Origin of the sequence: uncultured Georgenia sp. (assembly GCF_937958535.1) — a bacterium.
Taxonomy (GTDB): Bacteria; Actinomycetota; Actinomycetes; order Actinomycetales; family Actinomycetaceae; genus Oceanitalea.
Genome location: NZ_CALGNQ010000197.1, coordinates 1 through 5,160 on the forward strand (window position 1 = coordinate 1; position 5,160 = coordinate 5,160).

At 73.5% G+C, this 5,160-nt stretch carries 5 protein-coding genes; 3 read left to right on the forward strand and 2 right to left on the reverse strand.

Annotation, left to right across the window (positions count from 1 at the left end):
• The coding region (locus Q0195_RS10500; RefSeq protein WP_299278079.1) for an SDR family NAD(P)-dependent oxidoreductase at window positions 1-722 on the forward strand (722 nt) is incomplete at its 5' end.
• A 57-nt stretch (window positions 723-779) separates the two neighbouring features.
• Here the strand turns inward: Q0195_RS10500 and Q0195_RS10505 are convergent.
• Both Q0195_RS10505 and Q0195_RS10510 read right to left on the reverse strand, forming a co-directional pair.
• Window positions 780-1,034, reverse strand: a complete 255-nt coding sequence (locus tag Q0195_RS10505; protein ID WP_299278082.1) for a hypothetical protein — start codon at window positions 1,032-1,034, stop codon at window positions 780-782.
• 38 nt (window positions 1,035-1,072) lie between these two features.
• Window positions 1,073-1,624, reverse strand: a complete 552-nt coding sequence (locus Q0195_RS10510) for a hypothetical protein (protein ID WP_299278085.1) — start codon at window positions 1,622-1,624, stop codon at window positions 1,073-1,075.
• A 188-nt stretch (window positions 1,625-1,812) separates the two neighbouring features.
• Here Q0195_RS10510 and Q0195_RS10515 point away from each other — a divergent pair, with 188 nt between their 5' ends.
• Both Q0195_RS10515 and Q0195_RS10520 read left to right on the forward strand, forming a co-directional pair.
• Window positions 1,813-2,424 carry a TetR/AcrR family transcriptional regulator gene (locus Q0195_RS10515; RefSeq protein ID WP_299278087.1) on the forward strand — a complete coding sequence of 204 codons (612 nt, stop codon included), beginning with the start codon at window positions 1,813-1,815 and terminating at the stop codon, window positions 2,422-2,424.
• A 39-nt stretch (window positions 2,425-2,463) separates the two neighbouring features.
• Window positions 2,464-5,049 carry an MMPL family transporter gene (locus Q0195_RS10520; RefSeq protein WP_299278090.1) on the forward strand — a complete coding sequence of 862 codons (2,586 nt, stop codon included), beginning with the start codon at window positions 2,464-2,466 and terminating at the stop codon, window positions 5,047-5,049.
• Window positions 5,050-5,160: the final 111 nt, after the last annotated feature.

Consider the following 5,160-nt stretch of genomic DNA (forward strand, 5'->3'; position numbering starts at 1 on the left):
GCAAGATCGCGCTCGTCACGGGCGCCGGCTCGGGCATCGGACGCGCGACGGCAGAGAAGTACGCCGCCGAGGGCGCCCGCGTGATCCTCGCCGACATCACCGGTCTCCAGGACGAGGTCGCGGCCGCCATCGGCGACCAGGCCACGGCGGTGGAGACCGACGTCGCGGACGAGGCGGCCGTCGACCGCCTCGAGGAGTTCGTGCGCAAGCAGTTCGGCGGCCTGGACATCCTGGCGAACAACGCCGGGATCAACGGCCCCGCCGCACCCAGCCACGAGTACCCGATGGACGGCTTCGACAAGGTCATGAGCGTCAACCTGCGCGGCGCCTTCATGGTGCAGCGCGCCGGCCTGCGCCTCATGCTCGAGTCCGGCGGCGGTGCGGTGGTCAACACCGCCTCGATCGGCGGGTTCCTCGCCACCCCGGAGGCGTCCGCCTACATCATGTCCAAGGGCGCGATCGTCATGATGACCAAGACCGCCGCCCTGGAGTACGCCACGAAGGGCATCCGGGTCAACGGGGTGGCCCCGGGCATCGTGCGCACCCCGTGGATCGACAAGCTCGACGACGCGCTCGTCGAACAGCTCGCCGCCCAGGTGCCGCAGGGCCGGCTGCCCTCGTCGATGGAGGTCGCCAACGTCTCGGCGTTCCTCGCCAGCGACGAGGCGTCCCACGTGACCGGCCAGCTCATCATCATCGACGGCGGCCGCAGCGCCGGCTGACCGGCCACGACACCCGGCCGGCCGAGGGCACCCGCCCCGGCCGGCCGGTGTCTGCCGTCAGTCGCCGGTCGGAGCCGCCGGGGCGAGCACGAACACCCGGAACCGGTGCCGTCCGGCCAGCTCGGTGGCGAGCTCGGTGAAGGCGACACCGGCGCGGTCGCGCGCCTCCTCCTCACTCCCCGGCACCTCCGGGCGCTCCGGCGGGCTCCCCGGCACGTGCTCCGGCGGGCTCGGCACCGGCACCTGGGCACCGCCGCCCAGCGCCCCGAGGGCCAGGACCAGCGCACCCACGAGCTCCACCATCGAGCGCATCGCGCCCCCTTCGCGCCCCGCCCGAGGGCGGGGAGGTGTCACCAGCGGTGGGCGACGTCGATGACGAGGCGTGAGCCGCTGCCCGGCCCGTCGAGGACGAAGACCCGGAACGGCAGCCGCGCCCGGACCCCGAGCCCGATCGTCGTCTGGCCCTCGAAGCTGCCGCCGGACGCCAGCTGGCGGAAGGTGCGGTAACCGGCGACGTTCGTCAGCTCCTTCGGGTTGGCCGGACGGTACGTGGGCCGCCCGGTACTCGGGTCGTAGGACGGTGCCCGGACGACGACGGCGAGCTTGGCACCGCCGCGCAGCGGCACGACCGCCCCGCTGCCCTCGGCGTGCACCTGGCTGACGTAGCGCACCGAGTACCCCCGCACGTCGCCGCGGACGTCGACGACCATGCGGTCGTAGCAGCTGTGCTGCCCGGTACGCACGTCGGTGACCGAGGCGTTGCCGGAGAACGTGCCCGCCGACTTCGCCAGCGATCCCCACGTGATGCCGCAGTACGGTGCGGCCTGCGCTGAGGCACCCATCGGGGCGATGAGCGCGACTCCGAGGAGGAGTCCGAGAACGAGTCCGACCAGGCGTTTCATCGCGATCCCCTTTCCGGGACGACCGCGGGCGGCAGTGCTGCTCGCGTTGTGCGCGCAATCTACTCCTCGCCCGCCTCCCGCCGATAGACCGCAGCGGCACCCGTTGCGAAGCCGTGACGCTGTGAGACCGGTCACTGCACTGAGTGCAAACTTGCACGGTGTGCAGGTAGGGGCGCACACTGACCGACATGTCCGAGACGACCGGCCGGCGCGAGCTCAACAAGGCGCGCACCCGCCAGGCGCTCATCGCGGCCACCCGCGAGCTGGCGCGGGAGCGAGGGCTGGGCGCCGTCACCGTCGAGGACATCGCCGAGCGTGCCGGGGTCTCGCGGCGAACCTTCTTCAACTACTTCCCGAACATCGAGGGCGTGGTGGCTGCCGGGCTGGCCGCGCCGCTGGAACGGATCGCCGCCGCCTTCCTGCGGCGGCCCGCCGAGGAGGAGCCGCTCACGGCGATCGCCGCGGCGCTGCGCGAAGAGCCCATCGACGCCGAGATCCTCCTCGGTTGGATGCCGGAGAACCCCGCCGAGTCCCCGCACGGCCTCGAGCTCCACCTGCGGGTCTGGCAGCACCACGAGGAGTGGCTCGTCGGCGTCCTGCGTCGACGGCTCGGGGACGAGGACGAGCTGCGCGTCCGGTCCCTGGCAGCCGCCGTCATGGCGATGTTCGAGACCGTCGAGCACGCCTGGCTGCCCACGCTGCCCGAACGCACCCCCGAGGAGGCGGTCGCCGCCTTCAACCAGGGGCTCCTGCAGGTCCTCGCCCACGCCGAGGCCGGCTGGCGCCGGCCCACCCCCTGACCTCACGTCCCGACCGACAACCACCCGGAAGGACCCACTGTGGCAACTCTCCTCCACCGTCTCGGACGCTGGAGCGCCCAGCACCGCTGGGCGGCCGTCATCACCTGGCTCGTGGTCATCGCGCTCGTCGCCACCGGCGCCGCCACGCTCAGCGAGCCGCTGAGCGACGAGTTCACCATCCCCGGCAGCCGCTTCCAGGAGGTCCTCGACGAGCTGCAGGCGGAGATCCCCGAGGCCGCCGCCGGCATCGGCACGGTGACCTTCTCGACCGAGGACGGCTTCACCGACGAGCAGCGCGAGGCGGTCGCCGCCGTCACCGAGGAGTGGGCCGCCCTCGACGGCGTCGTCGGCGCGACCGACCCGTTCGCCACCCAGGAGCAGCTCGACGGCAGCCTCGACCAGATCGCCGCCGGCCGGGCCGAGCTCGAGGCCGGCCGGGCCGAGCTCGAGGCGGGCCGCGAGGAGCTCACCGCCCAGCGCGCGGAGCTGGAGGCCGGGGAGGCCGCCCTCGCCGCCGCCCGGGAGGAGCTGGAGGCGCAGCGCGCCGAGCTCGAGGCCTCCCGCGACATGCTCCCGCCCGCCGCCATCGCCGCCGCGGAGGAGCAGCTGGCCGCCGCCGAGCAGGAGCTCAGCAGCCGCGAGGAGGAGGCCGCCGCCGGCCGCGCCGCGATCGAGGCCGCCGAGGAGGAGCTCGCCGCCGCCGAGGCCGAGCTCGCCGCCGGGCAGACCCAGCTCGACCAGGGGGAGCGGCTCGCCCAGCTCACCGACGGCCTGCGCCAGGTCTCCGAGGACGGCACCGTCGCGATGACCCAGGTCCGCTTCGCCTCCTCCGGCGGCCAGCTCGACCCCGAGGTCACCGCCGAGGTGCAGCGCATCGGCGACACCCTGGCCGAGCACGGCATCGAGGTGAACTACAGCGCCGAGATCGTCTCCGACATCTCCAGCATCCTCGGCCCGGCCGAGGTCGTGGGCGTGGCCGTCGCCGTCGTCGTCCTCCTCGTCCTCCTCGGCTCGCTGCTCGCCGCCGGGCTGCCCCTCCTCACCGCGCTCGTCGGCGTCGGGGTCGGGGTCGGCGGCGCGATGGCCCTCAGCGGCGTGGTCGAGATGACCAGCGTGACCCCCGCGCTGGCCCTCATGCTCGGCATGGCCGTGGGCATCGACTACGCCCTGTTCATCCTCAACCGTCACCGGATGCAGCTGGCCGAGGGCATGGATCTGCGCGAGTCGATCGCCCTCGCCACCGGCACCGCAGGCAACGCGGTGACCTTCGCCGGCGCGACCGTCGTCATCGCGCTCGCCGCGCTCGGCATCACCGGCATCCCGTTCCTCGGCGTCATGGGTGTGGTCGCTGCCGCGACCGTCGTCGTCGCCGTGCTCGCCGCCATCACCCTCACCCCGGCCCTCCTCTCCTTCCTCGGCCACCGGGTGCTGCCCGAGCGGCAGCGCGCCCGGCTCGCCCGGAAGAACGGGGACTCGGCCACCCGCGGCTGGGCCGCCGCCGTGCAGCGCCGTCCGTGGCTCGCCGTCGTCGGGGTCGCCGTCATCGCCGGCGTGCTGGCCATCCCGGCCACCCAGCTGCGCCTCGGCCTGCCGGACGGCTCCCAGGAGCCGGCCGACTCCACGGCGTACCGCACCTACGACCTCATCCGTGACAACTTCGGTGCCGGCGCCAACGGCCCCGTCATCGCCGTCGCCACCCTCGACGCGCCCCTGGCGGACGAGGCCGCCCTCACCGACCTCCAGCTCGACATCGCCGAGGACCTCCTCGACGTCGACGGCGTGCGGTACGTCGTGCCCTTCGGTGCGAGCGAGGACGGCGACACCCTCGCCTTCCAGCTCATGCCGGCCGAGGGCCCGGGCGAGGAGGCCACCGTCGAGCTCGTCGACCGGCTCATCGCCGACCAGGACGAGCTCGGCGCCGCACACGGCGTGGAGGTCGGCTACACCGGCCAGACGGTGGCGAACATCGACGTCTCCGCCCAGCTCGGGGACGCGCTGCCGGTCTACCTCCTCGTCGTCGTCGGCCTGTCGCTCGTGCTCCTGCTCCTGGTGTTCCGCTCGCTCTGGGTGCCGCTGCTCGCCTCGCTCGGCTTCCTCCTCACCGTCATCGCCTCCTTCGGCGCGGTCGTCGCGGTCTACCAGCTCGGGCACCTGTCGATGCTCTTCGGCGTCAACGAGCCGGGCCCGGTGCTCAGCTTCCTGCCGATCATCCTCATCGGCGTGCTCTTCGGGCTGGCGATGGACTACCAGGTGTTCCTCGTCTCGGCGATGCGCGAGATGCACGTCCACGGCACCGACGCCCGTACCGCCGTGGTCACCGGCTTCAACCAGAGCGCCCGCGTGGTCACCGCCGCCGCGATCATCATGGTCTCGGTGTTCGGCGGCTTCATCTTCGCCGAGCTCGCGATGATCCGGCCCATCGGCTTCGGCCTGGCCTTCGGTGTGCTCGTCGACGCGTTCCTCGTCCGGATGACCCTCACCCCGGCGGTGCTCAGCCTGCTCGGGGAGAAGGCCTGGTGGCTGCCCCGCTGGCTGGACCGGGCGCTGCCGAACGTCGACGTCGAGGGTGCCAAGCTCGAGCGGCGGCTCGAGCGGGCCGAGGAGACACAGCCCCTCCCCGCCTGACCGACCCAGCCGCTGCCCCGCACGCACCCCCCCGCGTGCGGGGCAGCGGGGTCTCGGCACCGCAGGTGCGGGACGTGGGCTCGGCACCGAGGCCGAGGCGCGGGACGTGGG